This window comes from Streptomyces sp. V3I8 (assembly GCF_030817535.1).
In the GTDB taxonomy this organism is placed as follows: domain Bacteria; phylum Actinomycetota; class Actinomycetes; order Streptomycetales; family Streptomycetaceae; genus Streptomyces.
Genome location: NZ_JAUSZL010000002.1, coordinates 1,761,209 through 1,777,251, shown reverse-complemented (window position 1 = coordinate 1,777,251; position 16,043 = coordinate 1,761,209). Strand labels below are relative to the sequence as shown.

Annotated in this window: 13 protein-coding genes; 9 read left to right on the top strand and 4 right to left on the bottom strand. The window is 73.8% G+C overall.

The window, feature by feature from the left end; translation table 11 throughout:
- The first annotated feature begins 322 nt into the window (after positions 1-322).
- Positions 323-916: an adenylosuccinate lyase gene (locus tag QFZ75_RS07805; protein WP_307534982.1), complete on the top strand. Its 594-nt coding sequence runs from the start codon at positions 323-325 to the stop codon at positions 914-916.
- A gap of 457 nt (positions 917-1,373) precedes the next feature.
- Here the strand turns inward: QFZ75_RS07805 and QFZ75_RS07800 are convergent, their stop codons facing one another.
- From QFZ75_RS07800 to QFZ75_RS07785, 4 genes are all read right to left on the bottom strand, one after another.
- Complete coding sequence (locus QFZ75_RS07800) at positions 1,374-1,898, bottom strand: GNAT family N-acetyltransferase (protein WP_307544285.1); 525 nt, start codon at positions 1,896-1,898, stop codon at positions 1,374-1,376.
- A 23-nt stretch (positions 1,899-1,921) separates the two neighbouring features.
- Positions 1,922-2,320, bottom strand: coding sequence for a RidA family protein (locus QFZ75_RS07795; RefSeq protein WP_307534980.1), 399 nt, complete (start codon positions 2,318-2,320; stop codon positions 1,922-1,924).
- 62 nt (positions 2,321-2,382) lie between these two features.
- A complete protein-coding gene (locus QFZ75_RS07790; protein WP_373465822.1) occupies positions 2,383-3,942 on the bottom strand; it encodes an alpha/beta hydrolase in 1,560 nt (519 codons plus the stop codon).
- 247 nt (positions 3,943-4,189) lie between these two features.
- Positions 4,190-5,221, bottom strand: a complete 1,032-nt coding sequence (locus QFZ75_RS07785; RefSeq protein WP_307534976.1) for an Rv2578c family radical SAM protein — start codon at positions 5,219-5,221, stop codon at positions 4,190-4,192.
- Between the two features lie 160 nt (positions 5,222-5,381).
- On the opposite strand from QFZ75_RS07785, the gene QFZ75_RS07780 reads away from it, so the two are divergent.
- The 8 genes from QFZ75_RS07780 to QFZ75_RS07745 all read left to right on the top strand — a co-directional run bounded on the left by QFZ75_RS07780 (position 5,382) and on the right by QFZ75_RS07745 (position 16,042).
- Complete coding sequence (locus QFZ75_RS07780; RefSeq protein ID WP_307534974.1) at positions 5,382-5,825, top strand: SRPBCC family protein; 444 nt, start codon at positions 5,382-5,384, stop codon at positions 5,823-5,825.
- 189 nt (positions 5,826-6,014) lie between these two features.
- On the top strand, positions 6,015-8,513 hold the full coding sequence (locus QFZ75_RS07775) for an MFS transporter (protein WP_307534973.1): 2,499 nt from the start codon (positions 6,015-6,017) through the stop codon (positions 8,511-8,513).
- A gap of 194 nt (positions 8,514-8,707) precedes the next feature.
- A complete protein-coding gene (locus QFZ75_RS07770) occupies positions 8,708-11,152 on the top strand; it encodes a SpoIIE family protein phosphatase (protein ID WP_307534971.1) in 2,445 nt (814 codons plus the stop codon).
- 173 nt (positions 11,153-11,325) lie between these two features.
- Positions 11,326-12,048: a class I SAM-dependent methyltransferase gene (locus QFZ75_RS07765; RefSeq protein ID WP_307534969.1), complete on the top strand. Its 723-nt coding sequence runs from the start codon at positions 11,326-11,328 to the stop codon at positions 12,046-12,048.
- Between the two features lie 56 nt (positions 12,049-12,104).
- On the top strand, positions 12,105-13,295 hold the full coding sequence (locus tag QFZ75_RS07760; RefSeq protein WP_307534967.1) for an FAD-binding oxidoreductase: 1,191 nt from the start codon (positions 12,105-12,107) through the stop codon (positions 13,293-13,295).
- Positions 13,292-13,600 carry a (2Fe-2S)-binding protein gene (locus QFZ75_RS07755; RefSeq protein WP_307534965.1) on the top strand — a complete coding sequence of 103 codons (309 nt, stop codon included), beginning with the start codon at positions 13,292-13,294 and terminating at the stop codon, positions 13,598-13,600. The genes QFZ75_RS07760 and QFZ75_RS07755 overlap by 4 nt, the downstream gene beginning before the upstream one ends.
- On the top strand, positions 13,593-14,987 hold the full coding sequence (locus tag QFZ75_RS07750; protein WP_307534963.1) for an FAD-dependent oxidoreductase: 1,395 nt from the start codon (positions 13,593-13,595) through the stop codon (positions 14,985-14,987). Before QFZ75_RS07755 ends, QFZ75_RS07750 begins: the two co-directional genes overlap by 8 nt.
- Positions 14,988-15,085: 98 nt before the next feature.
- Positions 15,086-16,042, top strand: a complete 957-nt coding sequence (locus QFZ75_RS07745; protein ID WP_307534962.1) for a dihydrodipicolinate synthase family protein — start codon at positions 15,086-15,088, stop codon at positions 16,040-16,042.
- Position 16,043 lies beyond the last annotated feature (1 nt).

The window sequence follows — 16,043 nt, the reverse complement described above, 5'->3', positions numbered from 1 at the left end:
GATGCCGCCGGGCTGCGCAGCGCACACGCCCGGTGCCGTTCGCGCGGTGCGGAGCACGGTCCGCGCGACGGTGAGGAGGATCCGACCGGCCCTGTCCCGGAGCCGTGCCGTACTGCGGTACCCGAAGTACCGAACCGACCAGCTCCCCCACGGCCCTGAGGTGTGGGGGTGATCCCGCGGCGGCTGCGTCACCAGGCCACCACGGGTGAGTCGACGAGTGGGTAACTCGCTCGATTGAGCTTAACCTGCGAGTAACGAGCGCACCAGACCGCATGCGGAACGGGTCTGTGTGACCTGCGTCGCCACCGCTACCCTCTGCGTCATGGACGAAGAGTTGCGAGCGCTCACGCAGCGCTTACGGCAGGAGGCGGGTACGACGGCGTCCTTCTCGTACGAACGGCTGGCTGCGACCCACGACCTGGACGCACTGGCCGGGGTGCTCGTCGCACCCGAACAGCCGCTGTGGGCACGGGAACTCGCCGCCTTCAGGCTCGGTGTCGCCGGTGACCGGCGGGCCTTCGAGGCGCTCGTCCTGCTGCTCAACCACCGGGACCCGCAGCGCTGCGCGTCCGCCGCGTACGCCCTGGCGCGGCTCGGTGACCCGCGCACCGCCCGCGCGGCGGCCGCCCTCGCCACCAACGAACTGCGCGTTGCCTACGCCCTGCACCCGGTCCGGCTCCTGGTCGAACTCCGTGCGCCGGAGTCCGTCCCCGCGCTCATCACCACCCTGGCCCGCAGGTTCCGGCCGCACGACCCGTACCGCCGGGTCGCCCTCGCGTGTGTGGAGGGGCTGGGCGCGCTCGGCGACGAGAAGGCGCGGCCCGTGCTGAACGAGGCCCTCGTCCATCCGGAACTGGCCCGCGCCGCGACCGACGCGCTGAAACGGCTCCCGGCCCAACGGGCGCGACGGAGGTAACGGACGGCGGCTTCCCCGTGCGCGCCGCGGGGGGAGGCCGACGGGTCGCCTCCCGCGGCGCCTCGTCGACCGTACCCACCGCGTCGCCGCGGCCCGGGTCGGCCTGCACGCGGGTTGTGGCGACGCGCTCCGAGCGTAGTGCCGCACGCCTGCGGCGGAGCCCGGACGTACCCGCAATTGTGCCGTCCGTCCCCACCCCGACGCCGGGCGCACGGTCAGGAGCCGGCGGCAGGCGCGGGGCACGGGCGGTCAGCGGCAGGCGGCAGGGGGCGCCGGGGACGGCGCCCCGTCCGGTTCCCGTGCCGCAGGTGTCCGGGACGGCGGGCCCGCGCCTGATGTGCGGGGCGTACCGCCTGTCCGACCGTTGCCGGACAGGGGGCGTCACCGGCGTGGACGGGCCGGTTCCGGCAGCCGACGCGGAGCGTCGGCACGGGCGCGCGAGATCCCGGGGAGGACCTCAGGCCAAAGGGGGATTCCCCGTGACGCCGTCCAGCGGACGGACGTAACGCACCTCGGGCACCTGTGCACCCGCCACCTCGAAGGGCTCCTCGACGCCGTCCGCGGCGAACCCCGCCTTCTCGTAGAAGCGGCGTGCGTCCGCGTTCTCCCGCACCACCCACAGCAGCATCCGCCCGTGGCCCGCCGCGGCGCAGCGCGTGACCGACTCCCGCAGCAGCGCGCGGCCCACACCGCGTCCGAGCCGGTCGGGAGCGACGTAGATCGCGTACAGCTCGGCGTCCGCGGTGCGGTGTTCGCCGTCGCGGTACGGGCCGTGGCAGGACCAGCCGACGACCTCCCCGGCCCACTCCGCGACGAGGTTCACCACCCCCTCGCCCGCCCGCTCGAAGTGGGCCCGGCGGCGCGGCAGTTCGGCCGCCACGTCGAGCCCGTCGAGGTACGACCGCGGCATCAGCCCCGCGTACGCGTGCTGCCAGCCGCGTACGCGGATCTCCGCCACGCGGGGACAGTCGGCGAGGGTCATCGCGCGGACGGCCGGTCCGTGACTCACCCGGACACCACCGCGAACGCCTCTATCTCCATCAGGAACTCCGGGCGCACCAGGGCGGCGACCTGCACGGCCGAGGCGGCCGGCAGGCGGTCCGGCGCGATGTGCTCGTCCCGGGCCGCGCGGACGGCCGGCAGGTGGGCCATGTCCGTGAGGAAGAAGGTCAGTTTGACCACGTCGTCGAAACCGGCGCCCGCCGCGGCCAGGCAGCGCCGCAGGTTCTCGAAGACCTGACGGGCCTGGGCCGCCGGGTCGCCCTCACCGACGAGTCGGCCGTCCTCGTCGAGCGCCAGCTGGCCCGAGACCGCCACGAAGCGGCCGGTGCCCATGACGACGTGGGAGTACGCGGCGGCGGGGGCGACACCGTCGGGCGCGGTGATGCGGATCGGTCCGGTCATGGATCAATCCTGCACCACCGCACCACCGCACCACCGCACCGGCGACGGGCACCGGCGGCAGGTCAGCCCCGGAAGCCGAGCAGTCCGTGCAGCGCGGTCCCCTTCGACGCCCCGCCGGCCGCACCGGAGGCCGGCGGTTCGGGCTCGGGCAGTCTGTCGCACACCGCGTCGGCCTCACCGTCGCCGCGCGGTACCCGGCCGTCCGCCAGGTAGGCGGCGAGGTGCCTGTCCAGGCAGGCGTTCCCGCTCAGCGTGATGCCGTGGTTGCCGCCGCCCTGTTCGACCACCAGGCCGGAGCCCGCCAGCAGGCGATGGGCCATGACGCCGCCCTCGTACGGGGTGGCCGCGTCGTCCGTCGCCTGGAACAGCAGGACCGGTGGTACCGAGTCGTTCGCGACGTCCACGGGCTCCTTCGCGTCCGTGGGCCAGAAGGCGCACGGGGCGTTGTACCAGGCGTTGTTCCAGGTCATGAACGGTGCCTTCTCGTACGCCGCCCAGTTGTCGTCGCGCCACTCGTCCCAGTCACGCGGCCAGTGCGCGTCACGGCACTGCACCGCGGTGTAGACGCTGTAGCCGTTGTCACCGGCCGCGTCGACGGCGCCGAAGTCCTCGTACGCCTCGGCCAGCAGGTCGTCGTTCCCGTCCTTCACGTAGGCCGCGAAGGCGGCGGCGAGGGACGGCCAGTAGCCGTCGTAGTAGGCGCCGGGGGAGAAGGTGTCCTCCAGCTCGGAGGCGCCGACCTTCCCGTTCGCGGGCTTCTTCGCGAGGGCCGCCCGCATCGCGTACCAGGCCGTCTCGATCTCTTCCGGGTCCCTGCCCAGCCCGTACTTTGCGTCGTGCCGGGCGACCCAGGCCATGAAGGCCCGGTGGCGGGAGTTGAAGGCGTGGTCCTGCGCCAGGTTGTCGTCGTACCAGACGCCGGTGGGATCGACGACGGAGTCCAGCACCATGCGCCGCACCCGCCCGGGATACAGCTTGGCGTAGACGACGCCGAGGTAGGTGCCGTAGGAGTACCCGAAGTAGGTGATCCGCCCGGCTCCGAGGGCGCGCCGGACCGCGTCCATGTCCCGGACCGCGCTCACCGTGTCGATGTACGGCAGCAGGTCCCCGTACCTGCTCGCGCAGTTCTTCGCGAAGGTTCGCACGCGGTCCAGGTTCGCCTTCTCCAGGGCGTCGCCCACCGGCAGCGAGTCGGGGCGCACCGGGGTGAAGTGACCGGGTCCGCAGTCCAGGGCGGGCTTGCTCCTCCCGACGCCGCGCGGGTCGAAGCCGATGACGTCGTACTGCGCCGCCACGCCCTTCGGCAGCGAGGCCGCGACGAACCCGGCGAGGGTGAGCCCGCTGCCGCCGGGCCCGCCCGGGTTCACCAGCAGGGGCCCCTGGTACGCCTTCTTCGAGGTGTGCGGGACCCGTGACAGCGCGAGCGTGATCTTCCGGCCGCGCGGGTCCGCATGGTCGAGCGGCACCTTCAGGGAGGCGCACTGCAGTGCCGGGTACTTCTTGGTGGCGCACTTCTTCCAGACGGGCTTCGCCACGCCGGCGGACGGGGCGCCGTACCGGCCGCCCGCGGGGCCCCGGTCCGCGCCGGCCGGGACCGCGCCGGCCGGGACCGCGGTGATCATTCCGGCAACCACGGCGGCGGCACCGCACAGAGCGGCTGCACGTCGGTTCACAATGAATCGCCTCACATCGACGGACCGGACAGGAGGCCGCGCACGGCACGGCCATGGCCGTATCGTTCCGGGGCGGATGTCCGCAAGGACCGTTTCCGCCGAGACGTGACCCCATCGGGCCGCGGGATGCGGCCGGATGCCGGGCAGGGCGTGCGGGACGTCGCGTGTGAGGACGCGGGTCACGGAAGGACGCGGGTCACAGCAGGGTGAGCTGGGTGGGTTCCGGCGCGGCCGGCTCCGGGAGGGGGATCCTGCGGGGCATTCCCGGGCGCGTGGGGCCTATGCCGTACTCCTCGGCCAGTTCGTGGACCTGCCGGGTGATCCGGCGCTGGTACCACTTCGGGGCGTACGCGCCCTCCGCGTACAGCCGCTCGTACCGGCGCACCAGATGCGGGTGGTGGTGTCCCAGCCAGGCCATGAACCATTCGCGCGCCCCCGGCCGCAGATGCAGCACCAGCGGGGTCACCGAGGTCGCGCCGGACGCGGCGACGGCCCGTACCGTCGCCCGCAGTTGGGACGGGTCGTCGCCCAGGAAGGGGATCACGGGGGCCATCAGGACCCCGCAGTCGACGCCGTGCGCGCTCAGGGTGCGGACGACGTCCAGGCGGCGCTCGGGGGCCGGGGTGCCCGGTTCCACGGTCCGCCACAGCTCGCGGTCGGTGAAGCCCACGGAGACGGAGATGCCGACCTCCGTGACGGCCGCCGCCTGCTTCAGGAGGTCGAGGTCGCGCAGGATCAGCGTGCCCTTCGTGAGGATCGAGAAGGGGTTCGCGTGGTCGCGCAGGGCCGCGATGATCCCCGGCATCAGCCGGTAGCGGCCCTCGGCGCGCTGGTAGCAGTCCACGTTCGTGCCCATCGCGATGTGCTCACCGGGCCAGCGGCGTGAGCCCAACTGCCGCCGCAGCAGCTCCGGGGCGTTCACCTTGACCACGATCTGGCTGTCGAAGCCGAGACCGGTGTCGAGGTCCAGATAGCTGTGCGACTTGCGGGCGAAACAGTAGACGCAGGCGTGTGAGCAGCCGCGGTAGGGATTGACCGTCCACTCGAACGGCATGCGCGAGGCCCCCGGCACGCGGTTGACGATCGACCGGGCCCGGATCTCGTGGAAGGTGATCCCGCGGAACTCCGGCGTGTCGAACGTACGGGTGGTCACCGTGTCCGCGCCGAAGAGGGCGGGGTCTTTGGGCGGGTTCCCGTCGGACTCCGCTGTGAGGTTCTCCCACCGCATGACGCCTCCTCGATAGCACTGACCACAGAATAGAACACATGTTCCCTTGATCGTGCGAACCCGTTTCTGATCGGTGAGCGGGGCCCCGATTTGGGCGGCTCGGGCGCGTGATGGTTGGCTGAGCGCTGACGCCCGAGATCCCGAGTGCTGGAGGAACGCAATGGCGCAGGTCGAGGCCACCACGGAGCGAGTCGTCACGGGTCAGCCGGACGACGTGTTCGATGCGCTGGCCGACTACAACGGCACGCGTTCGAAGATCTTGACCGAACACTTCAGCGAGTACGAGGTGCGGGAGGGCGGCGACGGCGAGGGCACCCTCGTCCACTGGAAGCTCCAGGCCACCAGCAAGCGGATCCGTGACTGCCTGCTCGAGGTGACCGAGCCCACCGACGGCGAGCTGGTGGAGAAGGACCGCAACTCCTCGATGGTCACCACCTGGCGGGTCACCCCGGCCGGTGAGGGGAAGTCCCGGGTCGTCGTCACCACCGTCTGGGACGGCGCCGGCGGCATCGGCGGCTTCTTCGAGAGGACCTTCGCGCCCAAGGGCCTCGGCCGCATCCACGACGGCGTGCTGGCGAACCTCGCCGCCGAGGTCGAGAAGTAGCCCGGCCCGGTAGTTGCTGCGGGCACTCACCGTTTCGAGTGGTTCTCGGTGCGGCCCGGCTGTGCGCCGTAGGGCTCCCACCGGCGCATACGTCCCCGCGACCCGCCTCAGGGTGACTCGTCGCGCTTGCTCCCAGATGTCGCGTAATGCGAGAAATGGGCCGCGCAGGCGCGACGAGGGGAGCAGCACGTGGGCGGGACGGCACTGGCGCGGAGCGGACGGGAGGTCTCGGCTCCGGACCCGGACACCCCCCGAGTGCCGTCACCGGAGCGGCGGTCGGGGGCGGAAGGGGCGGCGCAACGGCAGCCGGTGACGCTCAGCCCGCGCCGCGTGCGCACGGTGTTCTGCGCGCTCATGCTGGCCCTGCTGCTCGCCGCGCTGGAGCAGATGATCGTCGCCACCGCGCTCCCGAAGATCGTCGGAGAGCTGCACGGCCTGGACCGGATGTCCTGGGCGATCACCGCGTACCTGCTCACGTCCACCGTGGGACTGCCCGTCTACGGCAAGGCCGGTGACCTCTACGGCCGCAAGGGCGTCTTCCAGTTCGCGATCGTCGTCTTCGTGATCGGCTCCGCGCTGGCCGGTTGGTCGCGCACCATGGACCAGTTGATCGCCTTCCGCGCCCTCCAGGGCGTGGGTGCCGGCGGCCTCATGATCGGCGTGCAGGCGATCATCGCGGACATCGTGCCGCCCCGGGAACGGGCCCGCTTCATGGGGCTGATCGGCGCCGCGTTCGGGATCGCCTCCGTCGCGGGCCCGCTGCTCGGCGGCTACTTCACCGATCACCTCTCCTGGCGCTGGTGCTTCTACGTCAACGTGCCCTTCGGCCTCCTCACGCTGGTCGTCGTGGCCGTCGTCCTGGACCTGCCGAAGCCCGCCGCCCGGCCCCGTCTCGACGTCCTGGGCGCCCTGTTGCTCGCCGCCGCCTCGACCTGCCTGGTCCTGCTGACCAGTTGGGGCGGCACGCAGTACGCGTGGGGCTCGCGCGTCGTCCTCGCTCTCGCCGCGGGGGCCGTCGTGTCGACCGTGCTCTTCCTCGTCGCCGAGCACCGCGCGGCCGAACCCCTCATCCCGCTGCGGCTGTTCCGCGACGGCGTCTTCAACATCACCGGTGTGGTGGGCGTGATCGTCGGGGTCGCCCTCTTCGGGGCGGCCAGCTACCTGCCCACCTACCTGCAGATGGTCGACGGCGCCAGCGCCACCGAGTCCGGCCTGCTGATGCTCCCCATGATGGGCGGGATCGTCGGCGCCTCCGTCGTCTCGGGCCACCTCATCAGCCGCAGCGGCCGCTACAAGGTGTACCCGGTGCTCGGCGGCGCCCTGTCCGCCGTCGGCATGTGGCTGCTCTCGCGGCTCGATGCCGACACACCCCGGCTGCACTACAGCGTGTGGATGGCCCTGCTCGGCGCCGGGATCGGGCTGGTCATGCCGGTGCTGATCCTCGCCGTGCAGAACTCCGTGCACCCGCACGACCTCGGCACCGCGACCAGCGCCAACAACTACTTCCGGCAGATCGGCGGCAGCGTCGGCGCGGCGGTCTTCGGCACGCTCTTCGCGAACAGGCTCGCCGACGCCCTCGCCGACCGGCTGCCCGCCGGGTCCGGCGCCGGCCTGCCCGACGCCGAGTCCCTCACCCCGCAGCTCGTCCACGCGCTGCCCGCCGACCTGCGGGAGGACTACGTCGCGGCGTACACCGACGCGATGCCGCGGATCTTCCTCTACCTCGTGCCGGTGCTCGTCCTGGGCCTGCTCGTCGCCCTCTTCCTCAAGGAGAAACCACTGGTGTCCCACCACACCCCCACCACCACGGCCCCCGAGACGGCCACGCCGCTCGACCCCGCGCAGCACAGCACCCCGCGGCACAGCACCCCGCAGCACACCGGCACGCAGCACCACACCGCTCTTCCCGGCGCGCGTTCGTCGTACGCCGCCGGCATTCCCGTCTGCGGGACCGTGCAGCACCCCGACGGCACCGTCGTGCCCCGCGCCGCGCTGACCCTCATCGACGTCGGGGGGCAGCAGATCGGGCGGGGCGCGAGCGGCGAGGACGGACGGTACGCGCTGTCGACGCCCGGAGCGGGTGCGTACGTCCTGATCGCCGCGGCCGGCGGGCACCAGCCGCAGGCGGTCAGCGTCACCGTCGGGGAGCGGCCCGTGGAGCTGGACGTCGTGCTGGGCGGCGCGGGGCGGCTGGCCGGGAGCGTGGTCACGGCGGACGGGACCCCGGTGCGGGACGCGACCGTCACGCTCACCAACGTGCACGGGGAGGTGGTCGCCGCCACCCGCAGCGGACGGGAGGGCGGGTACGTCATCACCGAGCTGGTCGCGGGGGAGTACACCCTCGCCGGGAGCGCTCCGGCCTTCCGGCCCGCCGCGCTGCCCGTCAGCGTGCAGGCCGCGCGCGAGACCCGGCAGGACGTCGAGCTCGCGGGCGGGGCGGTACTGCGGGGGACCGTGCGGGCCAGCGGCGGGCGGCCCGTAGAGGACGCGCGGGTGACGTTGCTCGACGCGGCGGGGAACGTGGTGGACACGCTGACCACCGGGGGCGACGGGGCGTTCCGGTTCGTCGACCTGTCGTCCGGGGAGTACACGGTGATCGCGGCGGGGTACCCGCCGGTGGCCACGGTTCTGCAGGTGGCCGGGGGCGGGAGGACCGAGCGGGACCTCCAGTTGGGGCACGAGGACTGAGCGGGAGGGGGCCGCGGGTCGGTTGCCGGCCGCCGGCCGGTGGGGGCTGGTCGCGCAGTTCCCCGCGCCCCTCACGGGGTGCCGGTGTGCGCCGGGGCAATTCGGGGATTGGTGCACATCGTCGGTGCGGGCGGACGTACCGTGGTGGTGTGGCGGCGCAGATCTTGCGGACCGCGGGAGAGAGGGCCTGAGCCATGGACCGTGGCACCGAGAAAGGTGTCCCTCCGAGGGGGATCGCCGCGGCGGGACGGATTCCACTGGCCGTGGTCGTGGTGGACCGCGAGGGCCTGGTCACGCACTGGAGCCAGGGCGCACGGCGCCTCTTCGGCACCGCCAGGGAGGAGGCCGTCGGCCGCCTCGCCGTCGATCTGCTGCCCGTCTCCGGTGCCCTGCCCGAGGACGACGGGAACGCGCCCTACGGGGCCTACGCCGCCTACGACGGGTTCGGGCCCGACCTCGAATCCTCCCTCGACGGGCGGCTGTTCTACCCGGCGGCCGGTCGCGCCCGGCTGACCGCCGCGGGACCCGGCCGCATCGACGTCCTGTGGTGGGCCTACCCGCTGGTGGGACCCGGCCCGGAGCGGCTGCTGGTCCTCGCCGCCGATACGGACGCGCTGCGTCGCGACGACGGCATCGGCACGGCCGCGGCCGTCGAGCGCATCGCGCCCGGCTTCGCCCTGCACACCGACTTCCCCGGCGCCGAGGAGCTGGCCCGCGGACTGCCCGAGATCCTGCCGAGCATGAGCGTCGGCGAGAGCGCCCGCATCGTCGCCCAGGTCCTCGAACTGGGCTATCCGGTACTGGAGTTCAGCCAGAACGACCGCGTTCCCGTCACCCCCGACTGGGGCGTGCCGCGGCGCGCCGGGCGCAAGGCGCGCCAGGAGCGGGCCGCCGCGGCGGCCAGGTCGGGCGAACCCCTGCCCGAGGACGCCGAGGACGAGGTCCAGGACCTCGAGTACGCGGCCGTGCGGGAGCGCCTGGAGTTCCTGAACGAGGTCAGCGGACGCATCGGCACCTCGCTGGATCTGTCCCGCACCGTCGTCGAGGTCAGCCGGGCCGTCGTCCCGCGCTTCACCGACGTGGCCGGGACCTATCTGCGCGAACAGGTCGTCGCCGGCGAGGGCTTCTCCGAGGGCGTGCCCGACACCACCACCATGTGGCACCGGGTCGCGCTGGAGCACACGGACGAGCCGGGCCGCTGGGACGACGTCGTACCGGTCGGCGAGGCCATGCCGTTCCCGGCGCACACGCCGTTCTTCCAGTGCATGACCACCGGCGAACCCGTCCTCGTGCCCCGCATCAGCGAGCAGCTGGGCCACATGATCGCCGCGCAGTTCGAGAAGCGCGACATCCGGCCGCTCATCACGGGCCGCTCCATGCTGGTCGTGCCCCTCAAGGCCCGCAACGTCGTCCTCGGCTTCATGATCCTGCTGCGCCACCCGGAGCGCGTCGAGTTCAACGACATGGACCGGGTCACCGGCGCCGAACTCGCCGCCCGCGCCGGGCTCGTGCTCGACAACGCCCGTATGTACACGTACCAGGAGAGTGTCGCCGAGACCCTCCAGGACAGCATGCTGCCGCACATCGCCCCGCGGATGTCCGGCTGCGACATCGCGACCCGCTACCTGCCGGGCACGCTGCTCGGCCGGGTCGGCGGCGACTGGTTCGACTCGGTCAAACTGCCCGGCTCGCGGACGGCGCTCGTCGTCGGCGACGTGATGGGCCACGGCCTCAACTCGGCGGCGATGATGGGGCAGTTGCGCACCGCCGTCCAGACCATGGCGGCCCTCGACCTGCCGCCCGCCCAACTCCTGCGCAATCTCGACGACCTGGCGCAGCGGCTCGGCGAGCACTACCTGGCGACCTGTCTGTACGCGATCTACGACCCCATCGCGAGCGAGCTGGAGATCGCCAACGCGGGCCACATCCCGCCCGTGCTGGTCCGCGCCGAGAACGGCCGCAGTGATCTGCTCGACCTGCCGACCGGCGCGCCCGTCGGCGTCGGCGGGGTGCCCTTCGAGTCCGTACGGGTGCGGGTGGCGCCCGGCGACCGGCTCGTGATGTGCACCGACGGACTGGTCGAGGTGCGCGGCGAGGACATCGGTGTCGGACTGGCCACGCTGTGCGAGTCGGCGGCCCATCCGGCCGCGTCCATGGACGACGCCTGCGACACCATCATCCGAACCCTCAACACCCGCGGTGGCCGCAAGGACGACGTCGCGCTCCTGATGGCGCGGCTCAACGGCATCGAGCCCGAGGACGTCGCCGAGTGGCGGATCGGGCACGACCCCCGGGAGGCCGGCAGGGCGCGTGCGGCGGTCCGTGAACAGCTCCACGCGTGGGGTCTCGGCTCCCTCGCCGACACCGCCGAACTGCTGGTCGGCGAGCTCGTCACCAATGCCGTACGGCACTCCCACAGCAGGCCCGTCGACCTGCGGCTCGTCCGCGGCGACACCCTGCTGTGCGAGGTGGGCGACGACGACCACACCCTGCCCACGCTGCTCAGCGCCGGCCCGCTCGACGACGCCGGCCGGGGCCTGCGGGTGGTGAGCACGCTGGCGCGTGAGTGGGGGACCAGCCGGACCGACTCCGGCAAGACGGTGTGGTTCGAGCTGACCGTGCCGCGGCGCTCGCGCTGACCGTGCCGCGTCGCACGCCGGGTCCGGGGGGCGCACGGCTGCGGACGGCGGCGGACGGCCGCCGGATGCGCCGTGAACGTGCGCGCCGTGTCCTTGTCGCCTCGCCCCGGGCGCGGTAGACCGGACTGCCCGTCAGTTCAGGGCGGTCCGCGGTCGCATCCTGGGGAGCCGGCATGAGCGTGACTACTCGGTACAGAGAGGCCTGGGAGGGCTTCTGGCGCGAGGCCCCCGACGAGCGGGGGGCCGTCTTCTGGGACGCCGAACCCGCGCTCACCGCACGTGTCCACCTCGCGCTGTTCGAACCGCATCTGGCCGCTCCCGGGCTGCCGTTCGTGGACCTCGGCTGCGGCAACGGCACGCAGACGCGGTTCTTCGCCGACCGGTACCCGCGGGTCGTCGGTGCCGATCTGTCGGCCGCCGCCCTCGACCACGCCCGGCTCGCGGATCCGGCGGGGCAGGCGTCCTACCGGCTGTTCGACGCGGCGGAGGCGGTGGAGGCCGAGGTGCTGCACGCCGAACTGGGCGACGCCAACGTGTACATGCGGGGCGTGCTGCACCAGTGCGAGGAGGGGGACCGGCAGGCGCTCGTCGACGGGATCGCCACGCTCGTCGGTGACCGGGGGCGGGCGTTCGCCGTGGAGCTCGCCGAGGCGGCGGGGGCGGTACTGCGAGGGCTCGCCGGCGGGCCCGGGGGACCACCGGCGAAGCTCGCGCCCGTTCTCCGGCACGGGCTCACGCCGGGGGAGGTGGCCGACGCCGCCGTTCCCGGGTTTCTGCGGGCCGCGGGTCTCGTGGTGCTGGCGGAGGGGGAGTTGCCGCTGGTCACCACGGAGTGCCGTGCCGACGGCTCGCGGATCGAGCTGCCGTCACGGTGGACGGTGCTGCGGCGCGCCTGAGGGCCGAGGCGCCCGCACCCCTGTGCCAATCCTGGGGTATGTGACATAGTACTGGCGTGAACGAGGCGCTGACCTGCGATGTCGTCGTGGTGGGGGCCGGGATGGTGGGGGCGGCCGCCGCTCTGTACGCCGCTCGGGCGGGGCTGCGTGTCGTGCTGGTGGACCGCGGGCCCGTGGGCGGCGGCACCACCGGGGCGGGGGAGGGCAACCTGCTGGTCTCCGACAAGGAGCCCGGGGCCGAGCTCGACCTCGCGCTGCTCTCCGGGCGGCTGTGGGCCGGCCTCGCCGCCGAACCCGGTGTGGCGCGGTCCGTGGAGTACGAGGCCAAGGGAGGGCTGGTCGTCGCCTCCGGGGAACAGGGGCTGGCCGCGCTCGACGTGCTGGCCGCCGCCCAGCGGGCGGCCGGGGTCGAGGCCGTGTCCGTGGCCCCGGACCGGCTCCACGACCACGAGCCGTACCTGGCGCAGGGCCTCGCCGGTGGCGTGCTCTATCCGCAGGACGCCCAGGTGATGCCGGCTCTCGCGGCGGCCCGTCTGGTCCGCCTCGCCCGCACGGCCGGGGCCTCGCTGCGGACCGGACGGACGGTCACCCGGGTACTGCGTACGGCGTCGGGGGCGGTGCGCGGGGTCCGTACCCCGCAGGGGGACATCCACGCGCCCGCCGTCGTCAACGCGGCCGGGACCTGGGGCGGGGAACTGGCCGCCCTGGCCGGGGTGTCCCTGCCCGTGCTGCCACGGCGCGGCTTCGTCCTCGTCACCGAGCCGCTGCCGCGCCGGGTGCACCACAAGGTGTACGCGGCGGACTACGTGGCCGACGTGGCCAGCGACTCGGCGGCGCTCCAGACCTCGCCCGTGGTCGAGGGCACGGCGGCGGGACCGGTGCTGATCGGCGCCAGCCGGGAACGGGTCGGCTTCGACCGCTCCTTCTCGCTGCCCGTCACCCGGCGGCTCGCGGCAGGGGCGACCCTGCTGTTCCCGTTCCTGGCACAGGTGCGGGCCGTGCGCGCCTACCTCGGCTTCCGGCCGTACATGCCGGACCACCTCCCCGCCATCGGGCCCGACGCGCGCGTCCCGGGCCTCTTCCACGCGTGCGGGCACGAGGGCGCGGGGATCGGGCTCTCCACGGGGACGGGCCACCTGATCGCCCAGGTGCTCACGGGCAGGACGCCCGACCTGGACCTCGCCCCGTTCCGCCCCGACCGCTTCGCCGGGCGCACCGCCGACCCGCCGTCCGAGGAGGCCCTGTGAGACCGCGTACGCCCCTGAAGCTGGTCCGGGCCAGGCCGGAACCGTCCTTCACCGTCACGTTCGACGGCCGGGAGATCACCGTCCTGCCCGGCCGGACGATCGCGGCCGCGCTGTGGTCGGCGGGAGTCGTGTCCTGGCGCACGACCCGGGCGACGGGCGAACCCCGCGGTGTCTTCTGCGGCATCGGGGTGTGCTTCGACTGCCTGGTGACCGTCAACGGGCGGCCCGACCAGCGGGCCTGCCTGGTGCGGGCCGAGCCCGGTGACGTGATCCGCACCCAGGAAGGGACCGGGCACCATGACTGAACCGCCCCGCCTCGCCGTGGTCGGCGCGGGACCCGCCGGGCTCGCCGCCGCCCTCGCCGCCGCCGCGCGCGGCGTGCGGGTCACCCTCGTGGACGCCGCGGCGGACGCCGGCGGACAGTTCTACCGGCAGCCCGCCGCCGGGCTCGGTGCCCGCCGCCCCCATGTCCTGCACCACCAGTGGCGTACCTGGGAGGCGCTGCGCGACGGACTCGCGGCGCACACCGCGGCGGGGCGCGTCACACACCTGGCCGACCACCACGTGTGGTGCGTGGAGGGGGAGTCCGGCGCCTTCCGGGTGCACGCCCTGCGCGGGCCCGGGCAGGAGGAGTCCGTCACGGTCCGTGCCGACGCCGTGCTCCTGGCGACCGGCGGGTACGAGAGGGTACTGCCCTTCCCCGGCTGGACCCTCCCGGGAGTCGTCACCGCGGGCGGGGCGCAGGCCATGCTCAAGGACGGGCTCGTGCTGCCGGGGCGTACCGCCGTGGTCGCCGGGACCGGGCCGCTGCTGATGCCCGTGGCCGCCGGACTGGCCGCCGCCGGGGCCCGGGTGGCGGCCCTCGTGGAATCCGCCGACCCCAAGGACCTCGTACGGCACGCCCGGGTCCTCGCCGCCCGCCCGGACAAGCTCGCCGAAGGCGCGTGGTACGCGGCCGCACTGGCGCGGCACCGGGTCCGGGTCCATGTCCGCCACACCGTCGTCGCGGCGCACGGCACCGGCCGGCTCGAAGCCGTGACCGTGGCGGCGCTCGGCAGCGACGGGCGGATCAGGGACGGCAGCGAGCGGCACATCCCCTGCGACAGCCTCGCCGTCGGCCACGGCATGCTCCCGCACACCGACCTCGCCGAGACGCTCGGCTGCCGCCTCGACGGGGTGGACGTCGCCGTGGACGACGAGCAGCGCACCGACGTACCGGGCGTCTGGGCGGCCGGCGAGACCACCGGCATCGGCGGCGCGGCCCTCGCGCTGGCCGAGGGCCGGATCGCGGGACTGTCCGCCGCGGCGCGGCTCGACGCGCGTGCACCGGAGCCCGGTTCGTACGCCCGGGCCGCCGGGGCGCGGGCCGGGCTGCGGAAGTTCTTCGCGGCCGTCGACCGCGTCTGTACCCCACCCGTCGGCTGGACCGGGCGGATCGGGGACGACACCCTCGTGTGCCGCTGCGAGGAAGTGCCCGCCTCCGCGATCCGGGAGGCCGTCGACGAACTCGGCGCAGGGGACGAGCGCACCGTGAAACTGCTGACCCGCGCAGGGATGGGCTGGTGCCAGGGCCGGATGTGCGGTCCGGCCGTGGCGGGGCTCGCGGGATGCCCGCCGACGCCCTCGCGACGGCCGTTCGCCCGGCCCGTACCCCTGGGCGTACTCGCGCGCGAACCCGACGAGGCACCCTGACCCGCACGCCCGACCCGCATGCCCGACCTGTACCCCCGACCCGCACGCCTGACCTGTACGCCTGACCTGTACGCCCTACGGACCGGACGGGAATCCTCATGACCGACGCCATCGACAAGACCCGGACCCAGACCCAGACCCAGATCAAGACCGACACCGACGCCGGGACCGGGAACCGCCCCTGGCGCGGTGTCCTCGTCGCCACCGCGCTTCCGCTCAGGGCCGACCTCTCCGTCGACCACGACGCCTACGCCGACCACTGCGCGTGGCTCGTCGGGAACGGCTGCGACGGCGTCGTTCCGAACGGCTCGCTCGGCGAGTACCAGGTGCTGACCCCCGAGGAGCGCGCCAGGGTCGTGGAGACGGCCGTGGCGGCGATCGGCGGTTCGCGCGTGATGCCCGGCGTCGCCGCGTACGGCTCCGCCGAGGCCCGGCGCTGGGCCGAGCAGGCACGCGACGCGGGCTGCGCCTCCGTGATGCTGCTGCCCCCGAACGCCTACCGGGCCGACGAGCGCTCGGTCCTGGCCCACTACGCCGAGGTCGCGAAGGCCGGCCTGCCGATCGTCGCGTACAACAACCCGATCGACACCAAGGTCGACCTGGTGCCGGAGCTGCTGGCCCAGCTGCACGGCGAAGGGTACGTCCAGGGCGTCAAGGAGTTCTCCGGCGACGTGCGCCGCGCCTACCGCATCGCCGAACTCGCTCCCGAACTGGATCTGTTGGTCGGCGCCGACGACGTCCTGCTGGAGCTGGCGGTGGCCGGCGCCAAGGGCTGGGTCGCCGGCTACCCGAACGCGCTGCCCGCGGCGTCCGTCGAGCTGTACCGCGCCGCCGTGCGCGGCGACCTCGACACCGCGCTGCCCCTGTACCGGCAGCTGCACCCGCTGCTGCGCTGGGACTCCCGGGTCGAGTTCGTCCAGGCGATCAAACTGTCGATGGACGTCGTCGGCCGGTACGGCGGTCCGGTGCGCCCGCCGCGGGTGCCGCTGCGGGCCGACCAGGAGGCCGCCGTCCGGGCCGCCACCGAGAAGGCCGTGGCGGCCGGGCTCGTCTGAG